Origin of the sequence: Flavobacterium algoriphilum (assembly GCF_048158655.1) — a bacterium.
GTDB classification, from domain to species: domain Bacteria; phylum Bacteroidota; class Bacteroidia; order Flavobacteriales; family Flavobacteriaceae; genus Flavobacterium; species Flavobacterium algoriphilum.
Genome location: NZ_JBLNKY010000001.1, coordinates 185,737 through 209,320 on the forward strand (window position 1 = coordinate 185,737; position 23,584 = coordinate 209,320).

General features: G+C 35.2%; 22 protein-coding genes. 8 read left to right on the forward strand and 14 right to left on the reverse strand.

Going from position 1 to position 23,584, the window contains the following annotated elements; genetic code table 11:
* Positions 1-13 precede the first annotated feature (13 nt).
* The 4 genes from rimM to ACM55G_RS00810 all read left to right on the forward strand — a co-directional run bounded on the left by rimM (position 14) and on the right by ACM55G_RS00810 (position 3,616).
* The gene (gene rimM / locus ACM55G_RS00795; protein ID WP_143387899.1) at positions 14-538 is read left to right on the forward strand and encodes a ribosome maturation factor RimM; all 525 of its coding nucleotides are present in this window, start codon (positions 14-16) and stop codon (positions 536-538) included.
* Between the two features lie 81 nt (positions 539-619).
* On the forward strand, positions 620-1,327 hold the full coding sequence (locus ACM55G_RS00800) for a tRNA1(Val) (adenine(37)-N6)-methyltransferase (RefSeq protein WP_416841995.1): 708 nt from the start codon (positions 620-622) through the stop codon (positions 1,325-1,327).
* Positions 1,328-1,563: 236 nt separating this feature from the next.
* Positions 1,564-2,742, forward strand: coding sequence for an acyl-CoA dehydrogenase family protein (locus ACM55G_RS00805; protein ID WP_416841996.1), 1,179 nt, complete (start codon positions 1,564-1,566; stop codon positions 2,740-2,742).
* 91 nt (positions 2,743-2,833) lie between these two features.
* On the forward strand, positions 2,834-3,616 hold the full coding sequence (locus ACM55G_RS00810; protein ID WP_416841997.1) for a DUF3050 domain-containing protein: 783 nt from the start codon (positions 2,834-2,836) through the stop codon (positions 3,614-3,616).
* 78 nt (positions 3,617-3,694) lie between these two features.
* Here the strand turns inward: ACM55G_RS00810 and ACM55G_RS00815 are convergent, their stop codons facing one another.
* The 3 genes from ACM55G_RS00815 to ACM55G_RS00825 form a co-directional block, all read right to left on the reverse strand.
* Positions 3,695-4,012, reverse strand: coding sequence for a 2Fe-2S iron-sulfur cluster-binding family protein (locus ACM55G_RS00815; protein WP_035668621.1), 318 nt, complete (start codon positions 4,010-4,012; stop codon positions 3,695-3,697).
* Positions 4,013-4,193: 181 nt separating this feature from the next.
* On the reverse strand, positions 4,194-4,433 hold the full coding sequence (locus tag ACM55G_RS00820) for a NifU family protein (protein ID WP_073205171.1): 240 nt from the start codon (positions 4,431-4,433) through the stop codon (positions 4,194-4,196).
* A gap of 22 nt (positions 4,434-4,455) precedes the next feature.
* Complete coding sequence (locus ACM55G_RS00825) at positions 4,456-5,583, reverse strand: Mrp/NBP35 family ATP-binding protein (RefSeq protein WP_416841998.1); 1,128 nt, start codon at positions 5,581-5,583, stop codon at positions 4,456-4,458.
* A gap of 280 nt (positions 5,584-5,863) precedes the next feature.
* Between ACM55G_RS00825 and ACM55G_RS00830 the strand changes: the two genes are divergently transcribed.
* Entirely contained in the window at positions 5,864-6,472 is a 609-nt protein-coding gene (locus ACM55G_RS00830) for a hypothetical protein (protein ID WP_416841999.1), read from the forward strand.
* 2 nt (positions 6,473-6,474) lie between these two features.
* On the opposite strand, the gene ACM55G_RS00835 is transcribed toward ACM55G_RS00830, so the two are convergent.
* The 7 genes from ACM55G_RS00835 to ACM55G_RS00865 form a co-directional block, all read right to left on the reverse strand.
* On the reverse strand, positions 6,475-6,804 hold the full coding sequence (locus ACM55G_RS00835) for an MGMT family protein (protein ID WP_416842000.1): 330 nt from the start codon (positions 6,802-6,804) through the stop codon (positions 6,475-6,477).
* A gap of 44 nt (positions 6,805-6,848) precedes the next feature.
* Positions 6,849-7,484, reverse strand: coding sequence for a LysE family transporter (locus ACM55G_RS00840; protein ID WP_416842001.1), 636 nt, complete (start codon positions 7,482-7,484; stop codon positions 6,849-6,851).
* A 54-nt stretch (positions 7,485-7,538) separates the two neighbouring features.
* A complete protein-coding gene (gene trmB / locus ACM55G_RS00845) occupies positions 7,539-8,216 on the reverse strand; it encodes a tRNA (guanosine(46)-N7)-methyltransferase TrmB (protein ID WP_416842765.1) in 678 nt (225 codons plus the stop codon).
* Between the two features lie 442 nt (positions 8,217-8,658).
* Positions 8,659-11,028 carry an AsmA family protein gene (locus ACM55G_RS00850; RefSeq protein ID WP_416842002.1) on the reverse strand — a complete coding sequence of 790 codons (2,370 nt, stop codon included), beginning with the start codon at positions 11,026-11,028 and terminating at the stop codon, positions 8,659-8,661.
* A 357-nt stretch (positions 11,029-11,385) separates the two neighbouring features.
* Positions 11,386-12,813 (reverse strand): ammonium transporter, encoded by a 1,428-nt coding sequence (locus ACM55G_RS00855; protein ID WP_416842003.1) that lies wholly within the window; start codon positions 12,811-12,813, stop codon positions 11,386-11,388.
* 271 nt (positions 12,814-13,084) lie between these two features.
* Positions 13,085-13,213, reverse strand: a complete 129-nt coding sequence (locus ACM55G_RS00860) for a nuclear transport factor 2 family protein (RefSeq protein ID WP_416842004.1) — start codon at positions 13,211-13,213, stop codon at positions 13,085-13,087.
* An 88-nt stretch (positions 13,214-13,301) separates the two neighbouring features.
* Complete coding sequence (locus ACM55G_RS00865; protein ID WP_416842005.1) at positions 13,302-13,460, reverse strand: hypothetical protein; 159 nt, start codon at positions 13,458-13,460, stop codon at positions 13,302-13,304.
* A gap of 238 nt (positions 13,461-13,698) precedes the next feature.
* On the opposite strand from ACM55G_RS00865, the gene ACM55G_RS00870 reads away from it, so the two are divergent.
* Positions 13,699-15,273, forward strand: a complete 1,575-nt coding sequence (locus ACM55G_RS00870; RefSeq protein ID WP_416842006.1) for a L,D-transpeptidase family protein — start codon at positions 13,699-13,701, stop codon at positions 15,271-15,273.
* 103 nt (positions 15,274-15,376) lie between these two features.
* Here the strand turns inward: ACM55G_RS00870 and ACM55G_RS00875 are convergent, their stop codons facing one another.
* The gene (locus ACM55G_RS00875; RefSeq protein ID WP_416842007.1) at positions 15,377-15,691 is read right to left on the reverse strand and encodes an HPF/RaiA family ribosome-associated protein; all 315 of its coding nucleotides are present in this window, start codon (positions 15,689-15,691) and stop codon (positions 15,377-15,379) included.
* 241 nt (positions 15,692-15,932) lie between these two features.
* Between ACM55G_RS00875 and ACM55G_RS00880 the strand changes: the two genes are divergently transcribed.
* Complete coding sequence (locus ACM55G_RS00880) at positions 15,933-17,498, forward strand: glycerol-3-phosphate dehydrogenase/oxidase (protein ID WP_416842008.1); 1,566 nt, start codon at positions 15,933-15,935, stop codon at positions 17,496-17,498.
* Positions 17,499-17,516: 18 nt separating this feature from the next.
* Here ACM55G_RS00880 and ACM55G_RS00885 read toward each other — a convergent pair whose 3' ends face one another.
* Entirely contained in the window at positions 17,517-20,657 is a 3,141-nt protein-coding gene (locus ACM55G_RS00885; protein ID WP_416842009.1) for a DEAD/DEAH box helicase, read from the reverse strand.
* A complete protein-coding gene (locus tag ACM55G_RS00890; protein WP_416842010.1) occupies positions 20,654-21,049 on the reverse strand; it encodes a (deoxy)nucleoside triphosphate pyrophosphohydrolase in 396 nt (131 codons plus the stop codon). The genes ACM55G_RS00885 and ACM55G_RS00890 overlap by 4 nt, the downstream gene beginning before the upstream one ends.
* A gap of 187 nt (positions 21,050-21,236) precedes the next feature.
* Here ACM55G_RS00890 and ACM55G_RS00895 point away from each other — a divergent pair, with 187 nt between their 5' ends.
* On the forward strand, positions 21,237-21,374 hold the full coding sequence (locus ACM55G_RS00895; protein WP_416842011.1) for a hypothetical protein: 138 nt from the start codon (positions 21,237-21,239) through the stop codon (positions 21,372-21,374).
* Between the two features lie 24 nt (positions 21,375-21,398).
* Here the strand turns inward: ACM55G_RS00895 and ACM55G_RS00900 are convergent, their stop codons facing one another.
* The gene (locus tag ACM55G_RS00900; RefSeq protein WP_416842012.1) at positions 21,399-23,510 is read right to left on the reverse strand and encodes a prolyl oligopeptidase family serine peptidase; all 2,112 of its coding nucleotides are present in this window, start codon (positions 23,508-23,510) and stop codon (positions 21,399-21,401) included.
* Positions 23,511-23,584 lie beyond the last annotated feature (74 nt).

Here is a 23,584-nt window from a genome sequence, read left to right on the forward strand (position 1 = left end):
TTAGAAGGCGAACATGCGTAAAGAAGATTGTTTCTATTTAGGTAAAATCGCTAAAAAATTTAGTTTCAAAGGAGAAGTTCTTGCCTATTTAGACACGGACGAACCTGAGTTATACGAAAACTTGGAATCAGTGTTTGTTGAATGCAACAAACACTTGGTTCCTTTTTTTATTGAAAGCAGTTCACTGCACAAAAACGACTTTCTTAGAATTCGTTTTGAAGACATGAATACCGAAGAAGATGCCGATGCTATTATAGGCAACGCCATTTATCTTCCTCTAAATATGTTGCCAAAACTTACCGGCAATAAATTCTACTTCCATGAAGTAATTGGTTTTGAAGTTGAAGACAAACGCCTTGGCGTTGTTGGAAAAATCCAATCCATAAATGACACTACTGCCCAACCTCTTTTTGAGGTTTTAAACGGTGATGTAGAAATCCTTATTCCTATGATTGACCATTTTCTTGTGAAAATTGACAGAGAAAACAAAAAGGTTATCATGGATTTACCTGAAGGACTTATTGAAATGTACCTGTAATAAAGTTTATACGGTGATTTGTTTATTTGGTTATTTGAAAATCTGAAGTCAAAATCGTTTAATCCTCAATCTTAAATCATTATGTTTTCATTCAAGCAATTCTCAATACAACAAGACCGTTGCGCAATGAAAATTGGGACCGACGGTGTTTTACTTGGCGCTTGGACACCAATTGAAAATAATCCATTTAGCATTTTAGATATTGGAGCCGGAACAGGCGTTATAGCATTAATGCTTGCGCAAAGAAGCAATGCAGAACAAATTGACGCTTTGGAAATCGACGAAGAAGCATACGAACAATCTGTAGATAATTTTGAAAACTCTCCTTGGAGTGATCGTTTATTTTGTTTTCATGCCGGTTTGGATGAATTTGTTGAAGAACCTGAAGATGAATATGATTTAATTATTTCCAATCCTCCATTTTACACCGAAGATTACAAATCCGAAAATGAACAGCGCGACTTAGCCCGTTTTACCGATGCAATGCCTTTTGAAGATTTAATCGAAGCGGCCGCTTTACTACTTTCTAAAAACGGTATTTTCTCCGTCATAATTCCTTTTAAAGAAGAAGAATTTTTTTTGGCTCTTGCCGCAGCATACGAATTATATCCTTTAAAAATTACTCGGGTAAAAGGAACTCCAATTACCGAAATCAAACGCAGTTTATTAGCTTTAAGCCGAAATGAAACCCCTACCATCACTATTGATGAATTGATTATCGAAACTTCGAGACATCAATACACCCCGGAATACATCGAATTGACAAAAGATTTTTACTTGAAAATGTAATTGGGAATATTATCCAAATACGCCAACTCCCTTATTTAAAATAAATTCCAAACGAATTAGCTATTTTATTGTAAATTAGTAGTCCATGATTTTACCTTTAAAATCATACTTTAACAAACACTTTATTTGATTGTAAAATTTCGTTATTTTGAATAAAATTAAAAAAATATAACATTTATTAATGCTTTTGTTATATTTCTTTGTGTAAATTTGTGACACATAAAAATTACCAAACCATGAAACCAGACTTATTTCAAGCTCCAGATTATTATAACCTAGACGATTTACTAACAGAAGAACACAAATTAGTCCGTGATTCTGCTCGTGCTTGGGTAAAACGTGAAGTCTCTCCTATTATAGAAGAATATGCCCAAAAAGCTGAATTTCCAAAACAAATTATAAAAGGTTTGGGGGAAATTGGTGGTTTTGGTCCTTACATTCCAGAAGAATATGGTGGAGCAGGTTTAGACCAAATATCATACGGTTTAATCATGCAAGAAATTGAGCGTGGCGATTCTGGCGTTCGTTCCACTTCATCCGTACAATCCTCTTTGGTGATGTATCCAATTTGGAAATACGGAAACGAAGAACAACGTATGAAATACTTACCAAAACTGGCCACCGGAGAATTCATGGGCTGTTTTGGACTGACGGAACCTAATTATGGTTCTGATCCTGGAAGTATGATTACGAACTTTAAAGATATGGGCGATCATTATCTCTTGAATGGTGCCAAAATGTGGATTTCCAATGCTCCTTTTGCTGACATTGCTATTGTTTGGGCAAAAAATGAAGAAGGAAGAATTCACGGTTTAATTGTGGAAAGAGGAATGGAAGGTTTTACCACTCCAGAAACACATAATAAATGGTCGCTACGTGCCTCTTCTACAGGGGAATTGATTTTTGACAATGTGAAAGTTCCCAAAGAAAATTTATTACCAAATAAATCTGGATTAGGAGCGCCGCTGGGATGTCTTGATTCAGCGCGTTACGGAATTGCCTGGGGTGCTATTGGTGCAGCAATGGACTGTTATGATACGGCACTGCGTTATGCTAAAGAAAGAATCCAGTTTGACAAACCTATCGCAGGAACACAATTGCAACAAAAGAAATTAGCTGAAATGATTACTGAAATTACCAAAGCACAACTATTGACTTGGAGATTAGGCGTTTTAAGAAATGAAGGCCGCGCAACAACAGCTCAAATCTCTATGGCCAAAAGAAATAATGTAGATATGGCGATTCACATTGCTCGCGAAGCCAGACAAATACTAGGTGGAATGGGAATTACCGGAGAATATTCTATTATGCGTCACATGATGAATCTAGAATCCGTAATTACGTATGAAGGAACGCACGATATCCATTTACTGATTACAGGAATGGATATTACTGGAATTTCAGCTTTCAAATAATATCGAACGACTATTAAAGTATTTATAAAATTGATGACAAAAGCTTCTTGGAAACAAGAAGCTTTTTTATATTTACACAAAAATACCACCGATGAATATTGAAACAGTCAACAATAGGATACAGCCCCAAAAAGAACTATTGTTACAACACCCCTTGTACAAAAAAGTAAAAACTATTGAAGACTTACAGTGTTTTCTAGAATGCCACGTGTATGCAGTTTGGGATTTCATGTCCTTATTAAAAGCGCTCCAATCTAAGTTAACTTGCACAACAACTCCGTGGTTTGCAACAGAAAATCCAGAAACCCGATATCTAATAAACGAGATAGTCCTTGCTGAAGAATCAGATTTGACTATTGACGGTCGTCGCCAAAGTCATTATGAAATGTATATTGAAGCGATGATAGCTTGTGGTGCAAACACAACAGGCATTAAACAATTCTTATCAGAAGTCAATTCGCTTAAAAATATATTTGTAGCTATTAAAAAAAGTAACTTACACCCTAATATTAAAGCATTTTTAGATTTTACTTTCAGAGTTATTGAAGAAGGAAAATCACATGAAATTGCCGCTGCTTTTACTTTTGGAAGAGAAGACTTGATCCCGAGTATGTTCACCGAAATTTTAAAAAACTTTCAAGAAAATTTTCCTAAAAAAGATTTGAGTAAGCTGATTTATTATTTCGAAAGACATATCGAACTAGATGCTGATGATCATGGTCCTATGGCTATGAAAATGATAACGGAACTTTGCGGAACTGATGCACAAAAATGGTCAGATGTAGAAGAAATTTCGATTTTAGCTTTAGAAAAACGCATCGGTCTTTGGGATGCAATCGAAGAAACCATAATGATGAATGTGGAATTAGCTTAAGATATGCTTCGAGATTAGCTTGCAGCTATACCAAATAAAAAAAGGGCCTCGTTTTGAAAACGAGGCCCTTTTTTTTAATTAATTTTCCGGAGCCAACTCCAATTCTAATCCTTCTAGGCTTTCGGTTATTGGAATTTGACAGCCCAAACGGCTATTTGATTTCACGTAGAACGCTTCAGAGAGCATCGCTTCTTCATCGTCGCCCATTTCTGGTAATGCAACATCATTTAGAACATAACACTGACAAGAAGCACACATGGCCATTCCGCCACAAGTTCCTTCAACAGGCAGTTCATACGCTTTACATAATTCCATGATGTTCATGGCCATATCTGTAGGAGCCTGTAATTCATGCACTACTCCTTCTCTGTCTTTAATTTTTATTAATACATCCATTTTTTACTATTTGGAATTGGTTGGTTAATCAATTGTATCTTTTCCTATCCAGATTTTTTTTGCGTGAGGGATAAAAGCTAGCTACCAAAGTAGCGCGGATAGCCCGACCATTTTGAGAAAAAAGGCAAATACCCGTTATCTAGAGTAGCCTTTTTTCTCAAAATGGTCACGCACTAATCATTTATAGAATATTTACAACCGTTTCTATTTGGGGAGCAAACTTTTTGATGGTGGTTTCCACACCGGCTCTCAATGTCATTTGGTTTACACTGCAACTGGTACAAGCTCCTTCAAGACGCACTTTTACGTGTTTGTCGTCTTCGATGGAAATAAGCGTAATATCTCCGCCATCAGAGTTCAAAAAAGGTCTGATTTCTTCGAGTGCTTTTTGAACTTCTATTGTTAATTCTTCTGTTGTCATTTTCTTTATTTAAAGATAATTTCTATTTTTTTACTGCTGAACAACCGGCCATAGTTGTAATTTTAACAGCTTCGGTAGCAGGTAAACTTTCGTTTCTGCTTACTACTTCCCGCACAACATTTCTCGTGATTTCTTCGAAAACAGTTTCGATAATTGAACCTGTTTGCATCGCTGCAGGACGACCATAATCCCCCGCTTCACGGATTGATTGCACAATTGGCACTTCTCCAAGAAATGGAACTTCTAAATCTTCTGCAAGATTTCTGGCTCCTTCTTTTCCAAAGATGTAGTATTTATTTTCAGGTAATTCTTCCGGTGTAAAATAGGCCATGTTTTCAATAATTCCCAAAACAGGAACATTTATGGCTTCCGACATAAACATAGATACTCCTTTTTTAGCATCGGCCAAAGCTACAGCTTGTGGTGTGCTTACAATTACAACGCCCGTGATAGGTAATGATTGTACAATTGAAAGGTGAATATCACCTGTTCCTGGTGGTAAATCAACCAACATAAAATCTAATTCACCCCAGTCTGCATCAAAAATCATTTGGTTTAATGCTTTGGAAGCCATAGGTCCCCTCCAAATTACCGCTTGACTTGGCGCTGTAAAAAATCCTATCGAAAGAATTTTTACTTCGTAGCTTTCCACTGGTTTCATTTTTGATTTTCCATCTACCATTACGGAGACTGGTTTTTCATTTTCTACGTCAAACATGATTGGCATCGATGGTCCGTAAATATCGGCGTCAAGAATCCCTACTGAAAAACCCATTTTGGCCAATGATACTGCTAGATTTGCGGTAACGGTAGACTTTCCTACTCCACCTTTACCAGAAGCAACACCTATAATATTTTTTATTCCAGGTATTAATTTTCCTTTAATTTCTGGTTTGTCCGCAACCTCAACTTTACTATTGATTTTGATTTTAGCATCGGGAGACACTAATTCAAGAATTGTTTTTTTGATATCGTCTTCCGCACGCTTTTTAATGTGCATCGCCGGTGTGTGTAATACTAAATCTACTACAACCTCATCGCCAAAAGTAATTACATTTGCTATTGCACCACTCTCAACCATGTTTTTTCCTTCTCCAGCTATAGTAATCGTTTCTAAAGCTTTAAGAATATCTTTCCTATCTAATTTCATTTTTAGTTTATTGTTTTCTATTGACACTGTAGTGCCAGAATATTATCTTTATTTAAACTGATTTCAGATTACAAAGATACTATGAAAAGTTCTTATTATAAAGGTTTAATATTGCATTTATTGATGTGGAAATTGACGGTAGTTATTAGCCAATTTCAGCATCCTAATTTTCCAATATCAATCCTCACGAGTAAGCAATATATCTTTCAATTTATTTAAAAAACAACCTCATTTAACCCAATAAACCAAAATTTATAATCTAAATTTATAAGAAAAAATTATGGGATTAAGTTTTCATTATAAGGGAGCACTGAAAAATCCAACACTTTTAAAAAAAATGGTTGAAGAGGTGGCTGACATTTCACGGGCAAACCAATGGAAATTTCAAGTTTTTGAAGAAGCATTTCCAGGCCATGCTTTTACTATTGACTCCTATGATGATTCCGTTTACGGCATTTGTTTTAATCCACCCCATTGTGAAGTCGTTTGCTTGACTTTTCTATCCAATGGAAAAATGTGTGCTTATTATAATTTCGAATCTTCGAAGGCTTCCATAAATGAGTTGGACGATACTTATTTGTCAGTAAAAACACAATTTGCCGGTCCTGAAATTCACAAACAGCTAATCACTATTTTTGATTATTTGAACAAAAAATATTTTGAAAATTTTGATCTTACCGATGAGGGAAATTATTGGGAAACAAAAAACGACCAATTACTTGAAGATACATTTGAGAAATACACCAATTTAATTAATGGATTTAACAGCTTATTGGACACCATTCCAATTGGAGAACGGGAAACCATCGAAGCCTATTTAATCAGAATCGCCGAAATAAACAATAAAAAGAACGCAAACAATAACGACAGTGAACTTCCAAAATTGTAAAATTACTCTTGCCTGACCTCGGGTTGCCAAAAAAAATTTTCGAAATCCACAATTTGGTTATCCACAACTTCTATCCCTTCGTTTTCCAATAATTGTTGCATCAGATTTGTTCCGTCAAAATGAAGTTTTCCGGTAAGCAACCCTTTTCTATTAACTACCCGATGTGCCGGAACATCTTCCATATTGTGTGACGCATTCATCGCCCAACCTACCATTCTGGCAGAGCGCGCAGTTCCTAAAGCTCTTGCAATAGCACCATAAGAAGTGACTTTTCCATAAGGAATTTGCCTAGCGATGGCGTAGACTCGTTCGAAAAAATTATCGTTTGACATGATCAGGAATCTAATAAAATGGCATTACTTTTTAGACTTTAAAACTACCTCAAATAATATCGTATGATATTAATTAAAGTTACTAAAGCTATCAATCCGGTTATAGATCCTATAATCGTATTCATATTTTTAATGATATAATCCGTCTTATTTTGTATTTTTTGGAAGAACGTGATGTAACAGTAAAAAACTAAAGAAGATCCTATTACCACTCCAGTAACAAAAACAAAAATATAGGTCATTGTATAAGAAAACAGACTGTAAGACGACAACGTGACACTTACAAAAACGTAATATGGAATAGGAAAAAAATTAAGCCCAGAAAGCAACATTCCTAGAAAAAACCTTTTTGTGCTACTGTATTTTTTTATTTTCCCTTTTTTAATCTTTGGCTTTTTGGCAATCCAAAGGAAATAAATGGTTAACAATGTAAAAACACCAAATCCAGCTTCACGCAACAAAATTAAAATATCTGGACGATCAGCAATATAGTGAGAAAACAATACCGCAAGATAGGCTTGAAAAAATATTATAAATACAGCACCTGAAACGAACCATGTTGCGCTTCTTTTTCCTTCTTTTAAATTTACTTTAGCAGCTGTCATATTGAGCAACCCTGGTGGAGTAATCCCAATAAAAGCCGTAGCAAAACCCAAAAACAAAGATGTGATTAAATTCATAGGGAAATTTTTTGCATTCAAAAAACAGAAACTATTCAAGTTTTAAACGTAATACTATTCTTTAATTTTGAATCTAATATACGTAATTGCTTTATTAATTTCCAAATATTGTTTTTCGTAAAAGGTCTGAAAAGCAGTGACTTCCTCCGGACTTCCCTCGTTTACGTACACATTATGATTCGCGTACAAAACTTCATGTCCTTCACCGTGCAACAATCCTAATGTGTAACCGTGCATGAACTCACTGTCGGTTTTTAAGTTTACAACACCCTCTTTTTTTAGTATTTTTTTATACAATTGCAAAAACTCTGAATTGGTCATTCTGTGTTTAGTACGTTTGTATTTTATTTGTGGATCTGGAAAAGTAATCCAAATTTCGTCCACTTCGTTCTCCGCAAAAATATGATTGATTAATTCGATTTGGGTTCTAATGAAAGCCACATTATGAAGTCCTGTATCAACCGCAGTTTTGGCACCGCGCCAGAAACGCGCTCCTTTGATATCAATTCCTATAAAATTTTTATTTGGGTATCTTTCGGCTAAACCTACTGAATATTCTCCTTTTCCACAGCCTAATTCCAGCACCAACGGATTCTCATTTTTGAAGAACTCCGAGTTCCATTTTCCTTTAAGCGGAAATAAATCCCCTACCACTTCTTCTCTTGTTGGTTGAAAAACGTTGTTGAATGTTTCGTTTTCCTTGAACCTTTTTAATTTATTTTTGCTTCCCACTTTTTCAGAATATTTCGGCAAAATTAAGGAAATATATAAGACCGAATGATTTGCTGGCGAAAAAATGAAGAAAATCATGTCGAGAATAGAACCATTGTGATTTATACTCTGAGAAACTTTGTACTCCAAGTCCAATTCTCATTGGGTTTTTACAAAAAAGCTGTTTTTTCTACCCTTGTATAAAATAATCATGCTATGAGAAACTTTGTTTTTTCAATCACAATTATTTTATTTGGCTTTTCACATGCCTCCGTTTAACCCTAATAGAAATGAGACCCCTTATTCCGATAAAGAAAATCCCGGTTCACATTGATTATTTCACGAGTTGAATAAACGATTCGGGGAAATTAGTTCTTATAATGACATTTACGTCCTACCCTTGGCTGAACTATTGATTGCTGCTGATTCCAAATAAATACAGCAACGCATCTTTTATAAACGCTTATTTTTCATGGTTTTTATTCCATTTGATTTTTACCTTCCCATCTTCATCAACAGCCAATAAATAAAGAACAATTCCTTTATTTCGGCGATCGGCAATTTCTATTTTATCCGTAATGTTTTCATCTCTTTTTGGGTTTCTCAGCGGAATTGTCAATGCTAATTTTGTGCCTCTGTTAAAGGAATACACGCCTTTTATATCCAAGTTCAAAACACTGGAACTTACTTTTAGATTATTGACATTGACTAAATCTCCATCTATCCTAAAATCTCCGGATAAATCACTAAACACGATATTGTTGACATCTCTGAAAGGGAACGCAAGGTTGCCTATTTTTTTTATTGGTTCGAAGTCGACTAAAACGCCTTTATTTACATCAAATTTGGCCACGCCCGCAAGAGAATTTGTCTTTAATTGACCTCCGGAAAGCAGCGTGCCTTTAACTGAAGCCGAAGCAGAAAGATATCCTTTAATGTTTTTTGGTTGAAAGGATTGAATCCCAAAATTATTCAATGAAGTCAAAAATTGTGTAATATTCACCCGGTCAATTTTTACATCGGATTCTAAGAAGAAAAGATTGTCTTTTGGCACCAATTGTCCATCAAAAGCAATTGTTCCTCCAGAGCTTTGTACCCATCCATTTTTTACGGTTAATTTATTATTGACCAATACAACTGTAACCTTAGCCTTAGTTGCTTCCAATTTACTATACACCATTTTATCGGCTTTTAAATTCAGGACCACTTGGCATTTATCAATAACTGAAGACAGTTTATTAGAAAAATCATCCGTTTTATTTTTCTTTTTTACCGCTTTTTGACGGGAACGTGTAATAATTCCCAGAAACTGTTTAACATCCAGAAAAGGACAATATATATCCCAGTTAACTACCATTTTTTCTGGATTATCATAATATAAAGGAAGGAAGTTGTTTACGTTTCCTTCCATAAAAACCGTATTCTTGCGGTTTTTGAACTTAATCTTTTTGATCAACAACGCTTTCTCGGTAAAATCAAGTTGAATGTCTGTTTTTTGAAAAGTTACATTCCGAGGTCCATAATTTACTGTAGCATTTTTAATGGAAACATTTCCGGTAAACATTGGTTTTTGTATTTCTAAATTGACAATATCAAATTTATACTGCAAGTTCACTTTGGCTTGGCCGCCGGAAAAACGCATGAAATCTTTATTAACTATTGCGTTCAATCGGGGAACATCAAAATCAGATTTAAAACTTCCGGCTGCAGTCGTTTTTTCAAAATTTGATATGGTTCCAATTGGAATTGTAAAAGGAATCGTTTTATAAGTACCTGAAAAGTTCGTTAGTGTAATCGTGGAATTGACATCATTGCAGCCTTCTCCTTTTTTATAATTGTTAATAAAGCTGGCATCAAAACTACAATTAGAAAGCAGTCCGTCCGGTATTTGAAGTTCATTATCTTTAGTTTTAGTTTTCACGACGATTTCAGGATCCCCAGTGGAATTCATGTCCCCTATAATCGTGCAACCTACTTGTATCGGGTTTTTCAAATTAAATCGTTTGATTCTGGAACTGATATTCTCACTCATTAAACTTGAAGCATCTTGCCATAAAATGTCAGTTTTAATAGCAATAGTGAAAGGTGATTTATTTTTAGACAAATTAAAATGACCGTTGATAACAAAAGAATTTTTCCCAATTTCGAGATCCTGAGTAGCAACACTAATTTGGTTTTTTTCGTTGAAAAAGTCAACTACTAAAATACCTTTCACTATTTTATCTTTAATAAAACTTCCTCTTTTTGTATTGAAAGCCATACTTTTGGCTAGCGTTTTAAGATAAAGCTCAGTATGCCAATTGTAGTTATCGTGTTTTATTTTACTTTTAAAAAAAATAACATCAAAATCAAATCGTTTATTGCCCAGCTGATTTTCTGACACGAAACGGACTTGATTTAATACTATTTCATCAATAGTCGATGTGGTGGAACTTTTTGGTTTCGCAACTTTTGGTTTGGATCTGAAAATATCAGTGTTGCCAATTCCATTTTTACCCTTAAACAAATACAGCGTAGCTTCCTTAATTTCGATTTTATCTATATTGATCTCGTTTGCCATTAAACTCCAAAGACTCAGACGAATTTCAATTTGTGCTGCTTTTAGCAACGTACGTTTGTGGATGGCCCACAGACTATCTTTTAATTCCACTTGGCTCAAGGCCAAAGTGACATTGGGAAAACCCGTTAACAACTTGTATCTAATATCCCCAATATGAATTGTTCCCTTTATATTTTCGTTAATTTGGGTATTAATTTGGGCAACGATTTCCGTTTTATTGTTGTCAAAATAAATCGCAAAAACTCCGGAACACAATAAAAAAAAAAGCAACACTAGCTAAAAAGAAATAACCAACTTTTTTGATTATTTTTCTAAAGTTTGTGGTTTTAAAATACCGTATGTTTCCCCAAAACTGACTCATCTCATTTTAGTTATCAATTAAAATAAAGATAATCTAAAAATAATCTTTTATGAAACTATTAGTACAAAAACCACGTTAAGCGCATTAAAAATTGAACCCTATAAAACCATAGAATTTGATTTAAATCTGTTCCCAACAGTCAAAATTTATTGTTATTAAAACTTAAAGTTATTTTAATGCGTTTGACCTTTACAAAAGAACTAGATTCAGTACTCCTTTGAAAAGTTAAAAATCAGTATTGGCAAACTAAAAAAACGAACCTCCGTTTCCTAAATCGTCCGTTTTTCTAAATGCTTTTGGGTAACAAAAATAGTATCGTAGTCATCTTCAAAAACATCGGAACACTCAATAGGAAATAGTGTTTCGTCATGCTGCGACAGGTCTAATCCCATAATTTCAGCTTCTTCAGAGACGCGCATTGGAATAATTCTATTGGTGATTTTAAATAAAAGAAAAGCACCAAAAAAAGTATAAATCGAAACAAGAACCAATGCCATCATGTGATGTCCAAAAACATTCCATCCACCATGAAGTAAGCTGGCATCTTCACCGTGCGCAAAAATTGCCGTCAGAATCATTCCCATAATTCCGCCCACACCGTGGCAGGCAAAAACATCTAACGTATCATCAATTCCTTTTAAAAATTTAGCATTAACAACCCAATTTGAAACAAGGGCGGCGATAAAGCCAAAGAACATACTTTCTGGAACGGATACGAAACCAGCCGCCGGTGTAATAGAAACTAGCCCCACTACTGCCCCAATACAAGCTCCTAGTGCCGATACTTTTCTACCGTTTATTCGATCGAAGAAAATCCAAGTTAGCATTGCTGCTGCCGATGCAGTTGTAGTCGTAGCAAAAGCCATCGCAGCAACTCCATTGGCCTCCAAAGAGGAACCTGCATTAAAGCCAATCCAACCAAACCAAAGCATTCCGGTTCCCAATAAAACAAAAGGAATATTAGTAGGAACATGTCTGCTGTTCTTTCTTTTTCCTAAAACAATAACACCCGCCAATGCGGCAAACCCGGCACTCATGTGTACTACAGTTCCTCCTGCAAAATCTTTAACCCCAAAATAAGAGCCCAAAATTCCCGTAGGATACCAAACCGAATGACACAAAGGCGCATATATGAACAATGTAAATAAACAGATAAAAAGCAAATAGGATATAAAACGAACGCGTTCCGCAAAAGACCCTGTGATAATTGCAGGAGCAATAACAGCAAATTTCATTTGAAATAAAGCAAACAACATAAAGGGAACGGTACTTGCTATTTTTTTATGAGGCAACACACCAACATAATCCATAAAGGTGAACGAAGTGGGATCACCCACAAAACTATAAAAACCAGAACCAATATGGATTCCTAATGGTTCTCCAAAAGCTAAACTAAAACCAACTACAACCCATAATAACGTGACTACACCCAAACAAACAAAACTTTGCAACATGGTTGAAATCACATTTTTTTTCCCTACCATTCCGCCATAAAAAAAAGACAATCCTGGGGTCATTATTAACACTAGACAACAGGAAGTTAGCATCCACGCAACATCGGCAGGAATAATTTGATCGATAGTTCCAAATTGTGAAAGAACAACATCAGTTGTAGTTACTGCTGGCCACAACATTCCAGTGATACAAACTAAACTTATAATGACAAAGGATATGATCCAGCGTTTTTCTATTTTCATTTTATTTACTTAACCCCATTTTATTAGGGGGCAAAGTTAAAAAAAAATTAATTTTGGACCATAAAACAATTTAAAATAGGGGCTTGCCAAACGATTATCGCCGAATTAATAATTTTAAAGGCAATTTTTTAGGTTTATGTAATTTAACGACTGCAATATTGGCTATTTATTAAAGAATAAATTTTAATGAATTCTTCAGATAAATTAAAAATGGAATATAATTACTACTTATTTTGAAGGTTCTTTACGAGCGCCTCTTCTATGGGTACTTTTATTTTGACTCAGGAATAGTATCGTTAGGAAAAGCCATTGACAAAACATAGTGTTTTATTTTCCACTCCTTCCCTGTTTTTACCAGCACTCCCGAACCACCGCAAATTTTAATTTGGGAATTCAACAAGTCATCAAACCAAGCCGTTTTCCCGATTTTATCAAAATAAATATGCCGTTACCAAAACTTTGAAGGCAGTTTTATTCCATTTCTTCATTCAATTAAAATACGAATTGTAGTTGGCTTCGGCGGAAGATTTATGCCAAGCATCAAGTGTATTACTGATTCTTTCTTGCTCTTTATCAATTTCTTGATCCATTGAAGTAAAGGCCAAAAGCAGTAAAATACTTAAATAAAATGGTATTATTTTTTTCATAATTTTTGGATTTTTAGAAAATTATCTAAAATAAAATGTTGAATTGAAAATAAATTTAATGTTTAAAATATTGATAAACAAACACTTAACTATATTTTTTATTTTATTTATACCTCAAAAAGTAAAAATAGGATTTAAACCCCAAAAAAGGCAGCTTTTCACAACAGGTAGTAAAGAGTTCAATTTGACGTATTTTTACATTGCCTTAAATGAATTATTACGCATCAAAATTTAACCTATGAGAAAGTTATTTTTACCAATACTAATTATTGTTTTTACAATAGTATGTACCACCGTTTCCTGTAAAAAGAAAAAAGATAAAGATGCTATCAAAAACACCAGCGTATCAGTAGACAAACCTTTTGACAGCATCCAAGTAAAAACTTTTTTTGGGAAATATCCAAAATTAAAAAATTACCAAACTGATGTAGAAAAATTATATCGCAAACATCGATTTCATTACATCTGGTTTGACAAAGATGGGCTAAATGAATTTGCAGGTGTATTATACAATAAAGTTAATAATTTGAGTCAAGAAGGAGTTCAAACCGTTATTCCTTACAAAGAAAAATTAGACGCAATTTATGACAATCCTGAAGATATTCAAAAAGCAAATCTTGATATCGAACTGTTGAGTTCTGCATTGTACTTTTTTTATACTAAAAAAGTGTATGATGGAATCGACACCAAAAAAATCAAAGAAATTGGATGGTATTTACCTCGAAAAAAGCAATCTTATGTTAGTTACTTAGATTCGCTTTTAATCAATCCTTCCTTAATCAATAAGGATGAAAAAGGTGTATTAAAACAATATTACCTATTAAAAGATGTATTGCATGAATACCGTGAAATTCAAAAAAAGGGTGGATGGAAAACTATCGCTTTGGATCCATCGGTCAAATCATACAAGCCAGGAGACAGTGCTGCTGCAATTGCACAAATCAGAAACCGTTTATTTATCACTAACGATTTATCCCAAGATTCAAAAAGTCCAGAATATGATTCCGAATTAGCTACTGGGATTTTGAAATTCAAAAAAAGAAGTGGCAATACTATCAACAAGACAATTTTGCCGGAACACATCAAATATATGAATGTATCTGTTGCGGACCGTATCAAAACCATCATGGTCAATATGGAACGCTGCCGATGGATTTCGAATGACATTACCAAATCCAAAGAATTAATTGTAGTTAATATCCCTGCGTATGAGTTAACCTTTTTTAGAGATGGAAAACCCGCGCTACGTTCTAAAGTAGTTGTGGGAAAAGCCATGCACAAAACAGTTATTTTTAGTGCGCCAATGAAATATATTGTTTTCAGACCGTATTGGAATGTACCCGCCAGTATTTTAAAGCGGGAAATCCTTCCTGCGATTGAGGAAAACCCTAATTATCTGGAAGAACATGACATGGAGTGGAAAGACAATTATGTAAGACAAAAACCAGGTCCTGAGAATTCATTAGGATTAGTGAAGTTTTTGTTCCCGAATTCGAATGCTATTTATTTGCATGATACGCCGTCAAAAAGTCTATTCGGTCAAGAAGACCGCGCTTTTAGTCACGGATGCATTCGTGTGGCCAAACCAAAAGAATTGGCCTATGCTATTATGAAAAATGACAAAAACTGGAATCCTGAAAGAATTGAAACTGCCATGAACAGCGGGGAAGAATATTGGTACACACTCAAAAACAAAATCCCGGTTTACATTGGTTATTTTACCGCTTGGGTGGATGCCGAAGGCATTATCCATTTCTATGAAGACGTATACAACAGAGATGAGACATTAGCCCAATTGCTGTTTGATAAATAACCTTTAGTTGGTTTCTAAATAATTACAAACAAAAAAAATGACACTTTCTTATTTAAAGATTGTGTCATTTTAGTTATATAGATGTTTGCGCAAAGGCAACTATTTAATACGATTTTTGTTTTTCGAAAGTCGTTTCCAACACTTTTTTGATTTTATCTAACGCTCCTTGAAATGCTTTTTCGATAGTATCGGCATGATTCGTTACCGCTACTGGCTGCATATTTACAGGACGTGCTTCAATTAAACAACGCTTGTCATTACCACCTGACTTCTCATTGTTCTCGTCTCCAAGATGCACTTCTAAACGGGTTACTTTTTCTTCAAAACGGGCCAAAGCTGTTCCCAATTCGTCAGAAATATACGATTTCAAACGGGCGTGTCCTTCTACATTATTGTCTGTGTTGATTTGTATTGTCATAGCATTATTTATTTATGATTGTTTCTCAAACTTACCGATTGTTATATGAAAAACCGAGTGAATTAGTAAAATTTTGTGATAAATAATAATCATCCAGAATTAAAATAAGTAATCGAATCGTAATTTAGTTATGGATTGGTTGGGCAATTGGTATTGCTTTCCTTACGCGCTATGGTATCTACTTTTATCTTTAGAATTAAAATCTTTTTTCCTATATTCATCCTACCATTCAATTCCTTTTATGAACAGAGACACGAGTATTGATTTTCTCAACCAAAACAACATCACCTGGGATATCATCATCATTGGCGGTGGTGCTACGGGACTAGGTATTGCATTAGACGCCGTGTTAAGAGGATATAAAACGCTATTAATGGAACAATCCGATTTCACCAAAGGAACTTCCAGCCGAAGCACGAAACTAGTCCATGGAGGCGTGCGGTATTTAGCCCAGGGCAATATCCGATTAGTACTTGAAGCGTTGCACGAGCGGGGATTGCTCTTTAAAAACGCCCCGCATCTCACCCAAAATCAATCTTTTATAATACCCTCTTTCAGTATTTTTGGAGGTTACTTTTTCACTTTAGGCTTAAAAATATATGATTTGATGGCAGGCCGATTGAGTTTGGGCAATTCGGCTTTTATCAATGCACAGCAGGTTCAAGAATACTTACCCGGGATTAAGTCAAAGCACCTGAAAAACGGGACACTATACCACGACGGACAATTTGACGATGCCCGTTTGGGGATAAACCTGGCGCAAACCAGTGTCGAAAATGGGGCACATCTACTCAATTATATGCAAGTAACCGGTTTAGGAAAAGATGAAAATGGAAAAATAAATCAAGTGCAGGCCATTGATTTAGAAACAGGAAAATTATATTCCCTAAAAACCAAAACGGTAATCAATGCCACCGGCGTTTTTGCCGATGCCATTCTTCGTATGGATGACGTGGAAAAAAAAACCATGATACTGGCCAGTCAAGGGACGCATCTCGTTTTAGACCAATCCTTTCTCCCAACCGATTATGCCCTGATGATTCCTAAAACCAGTGATGGAAGGGTATTGTTTGCCATTCCGTGGTACAATAAAGTAGTGGTAGGAACAACAGATACCGTTGTAGACTTGGAAAGTCTGGAACCTCGGGCACTAAAAAAAGAAGTCGATTTTATATTAAGCACACTCAACCAATACCTTGTTAAGACCGTGACCAGAGCCGATGTCTTATCGGTATTCAGCGGTTTACGCCCTTTGGCCAGACCACAAAAGAAGCATCAAAAAACCAAAGAAATCTCAAGAGGCCATAAAATAATTGTATCCAAAAGCGGATTAATCTCCATCATAGGCGGCAAATGGACCACCTACAGACGCATGGCCGAAGACACACTGGACCGTGTTATAAAAAAAGGAAACTTAAGACCAAGCAAATGCATCACCAAAGAATTTAAAATACATGGCTACACCCAAAACCAAGACCTTAAAGATCCGCTGCATCAGTATGGATCGGATGCGGAGGGAATACGGGAATTAGCGCTCGAAAATCCAAAATGGGCCGAAAAACTGCATCCCGCTTATCCTTTTATAAAAGCCGAAGTCATCTGGGCCGTACGCCATGAAATGGCACGTAATGTCGAGGATGTACTTGCACGAAGACTCCGAATTCTTTTTCTGGATGCCCGAACAGCCTTGCTGATGGCTCCCGAAACCGCACAACTCATCGCCACCGAAAGAGAAAAACCGGATTCTTGGATACAGGAACAAATCAAAGATTTTGAGGTTTTGGCAAAAGGGTATTGGTTGGAGTAAATATCATCTACTTACACATTATCCAATGGACATTTTAGCAGATTCTTTCCAAAGATAATTTGGCATTGGCTCACTAAGTTCCCATTTAATACTCATAGGTTTTGAACCTTCTGTATCTTTAAAAATTCCTTCTCCAATAAAAACATAACCAAGTGTGTTTCCATTTTCGTCTTTTCCTTTTTCTCTCACAAAAAGTAATATTTTTTTATTGTTTTCATGATGATTTATATATGACACCCCTTTAGTTGTTTCTGGTCCATAGGCATTATGCGATTGCCAGTGAAATAATGTTTCGCTTATTGCATAATCATCATACATAGTTGTTGGTGAAAAGTTATCCTCTGACTTAATTAAATTAATGAAAAGTATTTCTGTATTTAAACTTTTATTTTCGGCAGCACCTTCTCTATTAGATGATTTTTTTTCAAAAGTACTCAAGCCAAAAGCTGCTAAGATTTGATCTCTTGTATAACGAGCATGTAATTTTAAAGGCTGATTATATGGTAAATCAATGTTAATTTCTTTAAAACCAATTTTATCAATCAATATCTCTAAAACTTCTATAATTTCATTAGCGAGAATTTTATTTTTTCCTATTTGGATTATACTTTTTTCTAAAGAATCGAATCCTCCTGCGTTCTGCCATACATCATAATGCAACATCAACAACATGGTCTTTTGATTTTCATCAAAATCCTTGACTTTAATATTAAAACCTAGTTTTGCTATCTTCAAAATAAAATTGAAATAGCTAGTAGAATTGGTTGATATCCATTTATTACTAATAGCTGAATATATTTGCTTTTCATTTACAAATTCAAAATCTTCAATTACTCCAGCTCTTTGACATAATCTTGACCAACTATCTTTTTTGTAAATAGTTTCAATTGAAATATGGTTTAACTCTATAAAATTATTTAATGTTAGAGGTAAAGCGGTTTGATGTTGAAAATTTATTATTTTAGTTATTAGTTTATTTACATTTAATGAAGTCGCCTTTCTAATATTTTCAAGAATTGTTTCTTTTGTTCTTTTCTCTAAAACAATGGAACATCCCAATGGCAAATGTGGAAAATCATCTTCTATTTCTTTTTGAACCGAAGTTGTTGTTTTTCCAATTAACGCTCTAAACTTACTTTCAAAATCATATTCAGGTCTTGAATTACCAACAAAATCTAAAACTGTCAAACAATCTTTTCCTTCTGACAAACGCAACCCACGTCCTAATTGTTGAAGAAAAACAGTTAAACTTTCTGTTGGCCTTAAAAACAAAACCGTATCAATTTCAGGAATATCTACGCCTTCATTAAAGATGTCAACTACGAATAAATAATTGAATTCTTTTTTCTTGAATTGTTCTCTAATTCTATCTCGCTCGCTTGCGTTTTTCGCCGTCAAACATTCCGCTTTTAAACCAGCTAAATTGAATTTTTCAGCCATAAAATTGGCATGCTCAATTGTTACACAAAATCCAATTGCACGAACATCGTTTATATCATTTGTATACTTATCAAGGTTGTGAATTATCTCTCCAACTCGTATGTCATTTTTAGTATACAAACTTGTCAATTCACTCGCTACATATTTTCCTTTCTCCCATTTTACACTAGTTAAATCAATGCTGTCCGTTATCCCGAAGTACTGAAAAGGACTTAATAATTTTTTATTTAATGCTTCTGGAAGTCTAATTTCAGCAGCTATACGATTACAGAAATCTTCTAATATATTTTCATTATCCATTCTTTCAGGAGTTGCAGTTAATCCTAAAAGTATTTTTGGTTTAAAGTAATTTAGAAACGGTCTATAACTAGAAGCAGGTCCATGATGGGCTTCATCTAAAATAATAAAGTCAAAATAATCAGGTGAAAGTCTCAAATCTTTCAATCTACTATTTAAAGTTTGCACAGAAACGAAAAGATATTCATTTGATGTTGGTTCTAATCCATCAACCCACAAATCCCCAAAATTATTATCTTTTAAAACCCCTTGGAAAGTGGCTTTTGCTTGTTGTAAAATTTCCTTTCTATGAGCCACAAAAAGTAATTTTGATGATTTATTATTACTTCTAAAAATTTTATAATCAAATGCAGAAATAACTGTTTTTCCAGTTCCTGTAGCAGCAACTAAAAGATTTCTATATCTATTATGAACCGATCTTTCAACTTCTAATTTTTCAAGTATTTCATTTTGATAATGAAAGGGTTTTATATCAAAATAAGCTGTTGTAAATGTGTATTCTTTTGAAAACTTTCCTTGTTTTAAAGCTTCGACTAATTTTACAGAATGAATATTTTTATCAAATAATTCAAATTCTGTATTTTGCCAGTATGCCTCAAATGTTTTCTTAAATTTATCAATAATATGACCCACTTCTTTAGTAGTCACTTTTAAATTCCATTCTAAACCGTCGGTTAAAGCAGAACGCGAAAAATTAGAAGAACCTATGTATGCCGTATGAAAACCTGTATTTCTTTGAAACAAATAAGCTTTTGCATGTAATCTTTCATTACCTGTATTATATGAAACTTTTACTTCTGTATTTTCTAAAGAGGCTAAAAAATCTACCGCTTTAGCATCTGTTGCTCCAATGTAAGTAGTTGTAATTACTCTTAATTTTCCGCCTCGACTAGTAAACTCTCTAAGTTCACGCTCTAAAATTCTAATTCCTTTCCATTTGATAAAAGAAACTAATAAATCAATTCTATCTGAGGATAAAATCTCTTTTCTCAATTCGCTTTCAAGAGTTGTCCCTGAATTTCCACCTGTGAAAAGTTCACTGTGAATTAATCTTGTATAAGGAGTAATTTCTTTTAAATGCAAATCCAAATCGGTGAAATGAGCATCCACTTTTGTAAAAACAGCTTTCAGAATTTTACCTTCCGTTTCTATTAAATCATCTTCAAACTCTTCCTTCTTCAATTCTTCTTTTAGAAATAAAATGATCTTGTTAGCTATTTCTATTTGTGTTTCTACAGCGTCATCTCCTTTAATCAAAGTAAAAGCGTGTCTGATTGTTTTACCGATATGTTGCGATAGCAACTGAGCTGCTTCTGCTTTGTCTATTGAAGTTTTCTTTACTTGAAAAGTATCTTTATCTAATTCGTTTAATTTGAAGTTTACTAGTTTTGTAACTAATTCTTCATACAATCCTTGGTTCATAATTCAAGTTTTAAAAATTCTTCAACAATTGGCAAATCTGCTTCCGCCCAGTCAAGATTTAACAATTCTGTTTTTTGCAACAATTTGTAATCTTTGTGTTCTGTTAATTTAATCTCACCAAGAATATGTTTCGCCATAAAAGGAATTAAATTAATTTTAAAATTTCCATAATCAAAAACACTACTAGAAAGTTTTTTTACAACTTCAATATCTATGTTTATCTCCTCTTTGATTTCTCTTTTAATGCAATCTATTTCAGTCTCATTTTCTTCTAACTTACCTCCTGGAAATTCCCATTTTAAAGGTAATTTCATTTTTTCACTACGTTGAGTAACTAGAATTTTATTTTCAATCACGATAATAGCACAAGTGACGTTTATAATGTTTGACATTTTGTGAGTAATTATAAAGAGTACTGTTTAATTTACACGAAAGATAGTCAGTTTTTACATCACTATTTCTAAAATAAAATTTGACTCACAAGAAAAAACGCTACTCTTTCGAATAGCGTTTTTTGAACTTCTTGTGTGTTTATCGGGATGAGATTCCTCCTTCGTCGGAATGACAAACTGGAACGGAATGACAATCGTCTGGGGAATCCAACGCCATAGCCCTGATGGAAGCGGCATCCTTTTTCTTGCTTCTTTAGCAAGGAAAAGATATAGCGTACAGCAGGAAATAGCTTCTGAAATAAATCCTGAAATAAATTCAGGATAAATCCGGGACAAGCCCTAATGATCGCTACTTTTTCAATTCCGTTATGCCCATATTGTACAACGTAAATGCCTGAATATCGACATTTTCCTGAATGGTTGCCGCCACGGATTTTCCTGCGCCGTGTCCTGCATTGATGTCAATTCGGATAAGGGCTGGGTTTGTTCCGGTTTGTTTTTGCTGTAATTCGGCAGCAAATTTAAAACTGTGCGCCGGCACTACTCTATCATCGTGATCGCCCGTGGTGACCATCGTGGCCGGATATTGAATCCCTTTTTTTATGTTGTGTACGGGAGAATAGCCCTTGATATAGTCAAACATTTCCTTGCTGTCTTGCGCGGTTCCGTAATCATACGCCCAGCCCGCGCCAGAGGTAAAGGTGTGGTAGCGCAACATGTCCATCACGCCTACGGCCGGCAAAGCGACTTTCATCAGGTCCGGACGCTGGTTCATCGTGGCGCCCACGAGCAATCCGCCGTTTGACCCGCCACGAATGGCAAGAAATGGTGAAGACGTATAGTTTTTGGCAATCAGATATTCGGCAGCGGCGATGAAATCATCAAAGACATTTTGTTTTTGCATTTTGGTTCCCGCATCGTGCCATTTTTTCCCGTATTCGCCACCGCCACGTAAATTGGGCACGGCCAAAATGCCTCCATTTTCCATCCAAACGGCATTGGCAATACTGAAACTTGGCGTCAAGCTCACGTTGAATCCTCCGTAACCATACAGCATCGTTGGGTTTTTACCGTCCAGTTTCAATCCTATTTTATGGGTGATCAGCATCGGGATTTTGGTTCCGTCTTTGGACGTGTAAAACACTTGTTTGGACTCGTATTCCTCGTTGTTGAAATCTACTTTTGGTTTTTGATACACCGCAGAAGTTCCTGATTTTGGTTCAAATGAGAAGATAGAACCCGGAGTGATGTAATTTGTGAACGAATAATAGAATGTTTTTTCTTTTTTCTTTCCGCCAAAACCACCGGCAGTTCCTACACCCGGCAATTGAATTTCACGAACCAGTTTTCCGGAATAATCGTATTGTTTCACCACCGAAACGGCATCTTTCATGTAATTGGCAAAGAAATAACCACCGCCAGTTGTTGGTGCCAAAACATTCTCGGTTTCGGGAATGAAATCTTTCCAGTTTTCCGGTTTCGGGTTTTTGAAATCCACGGTGACAATGCGTTTGTTGGGCGCATTCCAGTCGGTTTCTATGAATAATGTCGTGCCTTCGTTATCAATAATGTTGTTGTCGCTCTTGAAATTATCCACAAGGGTCACAATAGGGCTTTTGGGCTTGGTCAAATCCTGGATATACAATTCGTTCCCATAGGTCGAAGTTGATGCCGTGATGATCAAATAATGATCGTCCTCGGTAACACTTCCTCCAACATAGCGTCGTTTTTGGTCTGCACCAAAAATCACTTTGTCTTCTTTTTGCGGCGTTCCCAACTTGTGGAAATACAGTTTGTGTTGGTCCGTTTTTGCCGATAATTCGCTTCCTTTTGGTTTGTCATAACTGGAATAATAGAATCCTTCGTTTCCTCTCCAAGACACACCGCTGAATTTCACATCAACTATCGTGTCTTCTATAATTTTTTGGGTGATGGCATCCATGATAATAACTTTTCTCCAGTCGCTTCCGCCTTCTGAAATGGCATACGCCACTTTCGAACCGTCTTTGGAGAAATCCAGTCCGCCAAGCGATGTGGTTCCCTCTTTAGAAAAAGTATTGGGATCCAGGAAAACTGTTTCGGTTCCTTTGGCGTCTTTTCTGTACAACACCGATTGGTTTTGCAAGCCGTTATTTTTGTAGTAATAGGTATAATTCCCTTCGATAAAAGGCGCGCCTATTTTCTCATAATTCCACAGCTTTTCCATTCTTGTTTTTAACGCATCGCGAAATGGAATTTTGGATAAATAACCGTACGTCACTTCGTTTTGGGCTTTCACCCAAGCACCGGTTTCAGCTGATTTGTCGTCTTCGAGCCAACGGTATGGATCGGCAACTTTGGTATCAAAATATACATCGACTGTTTCCCCTTTATGGGTTACTGGATATTTTATAGGATTTTGGTTTTGTCCAAAGGATGCTATTGTGGTTGAAACTGCCATTATTAAAAAAGTATTTTTCATTAAATTCTGAATTAAATCATTACAAAAATAGACAAATAGTTCCTGTTCCGGATATAAGTAACTCTTTCAAAACA

Excerpts from the sequence above, each read along its gene's own strand:
- rimM (WP_143387899.1), top strand. The coding sequence starts at position 14 with ATGCGTAAAGAAGATTGTTTCTATTTAGGTAAAATCGCTAAAAAATTT.
- ACM55G_RS00800 (WP_416841995.1), top strand. The coding sequence starts at position 620 with ATGTTTTCATTCAAGCAATTCTCAATACAACAAGACCGTTGCGCAATG.
- ACM55G_RS00805 (WP_416841996.1), top strand. The coding sequence starts at position 1,564 with ATGAAACCAGACTTATTTCAAGCTCCAGATTATTATAACCTAGACGAT.
- ACM55G_RS00810 (WP_416841997.1), top strand. The coding sequence starts at position 2,834 with ATGAATATTGAAACAGTCAACAATAGGATACAGCCCCAAAAAGAACTA.
- ACM55G_RS00815 (WP_035668621.1), bottom strand. The coding sequence starts at position 4,012 with ATGGATGTATTAATAAAAATTAAAGACAGAGAAGGAGTAGTGCATGAA.
- ACM55G_RS00820 (WP_073205171.1), bottom strand. The coding sequence starts at position 4,433 with ATGACAACAGAAGAATTAACAATAGAAGTTCAAAAAGCACTCGAAGAA.
- ACM55G_RS00825 (WP_416841998.1), bottom strand. The coding sequence starts at position 5,583 with ATGAAATTAGATAGGAAAGATATTCTTAAAGCTTTAGAAACGATTACT.
- ACM55G_RS00830 (WP_416841999.1), top strand. The coding sequence starts at position 5,864 with ATGGGATTAAGTTTTCATTATAAGGGAGCACTGAAAAATCCAACACTT.
- ACM55G_RS00835 (WP_416842000.1), bottom strand. The coding sequence starts at position 6,804 with ATGTCAAACGATAATTTTTTCGAACGAGTCTACGCCATCGCTAGGCAA.
- ACM55G_RS00840 (WP_416842001.1), bottom strand. The coding sequence starts at position 7,484 with ATGAATTTAATCACATCTTTGTTTTTGGGTTTTGCTACGGCTTTTATT.
- ACM55G_RS00855 (WP_416842003.1), bottom strand. The coding sequence starts at position 12,813 with ATGAAAATAGAAAAACGCTGGATCATATCCTTTGTCATTATAAGTTTA.
- ACM55G_RS00865 (WP_416842005.1), bottom strand. The coding sequence starts at position 13,460 with ATGAAAAAAATAATACCATTTTATTTAAGTATTTTACTGCTTTTGGCC.
- ACM55G_RS00870 (WP_416842006.1), top strand. The coding sequence starts at position 13,699 with ATGAGAAAGTTATTTTTACCAATACTAATTATTGTTTTTACAATAGTA.
- ACM55G_RS00875 (WP_416842007.1), bottom strand. The coding sequence starts at position 15,691 with ATGACAATACAAATCAACACAGACAATAATGTAGAAGGACACGCCCGT.
- ACM55G_RS00880 (WP_416842008.1), top strand. The coding sequence starts at position 15,933 with ATGAACAGAGACACGAGTATTGATTTTCTCAACCAAAACAACATCACC.
- ACM55G_RS00885 (WP_416842009.1), bottom strand. The coding sequence starts at position 20,657 with ATGAACCAAGGATTGTATGAAGAATTAGTTACAAAACTAGTAAACTTC.
- ACM55G_RS00890 (WP_416842010.1), bottom strand. The coding sequence starts at position 21,049 with ATGTCAAACATTATAAACGTCACTTGTGCTATTATCGTGATTGAAAAT.
- ACM55G_RS00895 (WP_416842011.1), top strand. The coding sequence starts at position 21,237 with ATGACAATCGTCTGGGGAATCCAACGCCATAGCCCTGATGGAAGCGGC.
- ACM55G_RS00900 (WP_416842012.1), bottom strand. The coding sequence starts at position 23,510 with ATGAAAAATACTTTTTTAATAATGGCAGTTTCAACCACAATAGCATCC.